General features: G+C 45.6%; 1 protein-coding gene and 1 pseudogene. Both read left to right on the top strand.

Going from position 1 to position 925, the window contains the following annotated elements; genetic code table 11:
- Window positions 1-253: DUF3418 domain-containing protein (locus A3739_RS14700; RefSeq protein ID WP_156502602.1), on the top strand; the 253-nt coding region annotated here is incomplete at its 5' end.
- 122 nt (window positions 254-375) lie between these two features.
- A pseudogene (locus tag A3739_RS14695) lies at window positions 376-925 on the top strand (beta-ketoacyl-ACP synthase III); the annotation flags it as partial.

Genomic DNA, 925 nt, shown 5'->3' with positions numbered 1-925 from the left:
GCGCTTCGAAAAGATGGGGCGTGAGCTAGCACTTGAGAGGAAAACATTGCCGTTGTTAAAAGACTGGTGGGAGCAATACCGAAGTCGCTTAGACGCACACAAAGCGCAAGGTATTTCTGACCCAGAGTTAACAAGATTTCGTTGGCTAATTGAAGAGCAGCGCGTATCATGGTTCGCCCAACAATTGGGCACGGCTGAGACCATCTCCGAAAAACGTATCAATAAACAATGGCAGTTGGTGCGACGAGTTTAACTCGGCGCTGAGAGGTGATTGATTTAAGTTGTTTATTGGTGTCTTCAAGACTAATGTCTGATGATGCTTCTTAGTGGTGCGCGTCTCTGACGAGAATAGATAATTTATAGAAGGGGAAATTAGTGTATAAAGCGGCGATAACCGGCACAGGTTTGTTTACTCCAACGCAGTCAATTAGTAATGATGAGTTGGTAGAAAGCTTTAATAGTTATGTTGCGGCATTTAATGCAGAAAACGCAGCTGCCATTGAAGACGGAAGCGTCGCACCCTTACAAGAATCTTCTTCTGCTTTCATAGAGAAAGCTAGCGGAATTAAAAGCCGTTATGTGATGAATAAAGAGGGTATTCTTGATCCAATGCGCATGGCGCCGAATATCCCCGAACGACCAAATTCTGAGCCGAGTGTTTTATGTGAAATGGCAACAGCCGCCGCAAAAGACGCGCTGGCTCAAGCCAATAAAACGGTAGCTGATGTTGATGCCGTACTTGTAGCTTGTTCCAACTTACAGCGAGCTTACCCAGCAATATCTATTGAAGTTCAACAGCAGCTTGGGATTGACGGCTTTGGCTTCGATATGAATGTTGCATGTTCGTCTGCCACATTTGCTCTTCAAACTGCGCTTGATTTGGTGAAAGCCGGAACAGCGCGGTCCGTACTTGTTCTGAATCCTG

The sequence above is a fragment of the Oleiphilus sp. HI0067 genome (genome assembly GCF_001635735.1).
This window is presented reverse-complemented; position numbering and strand designations above follow the sequence as displayed.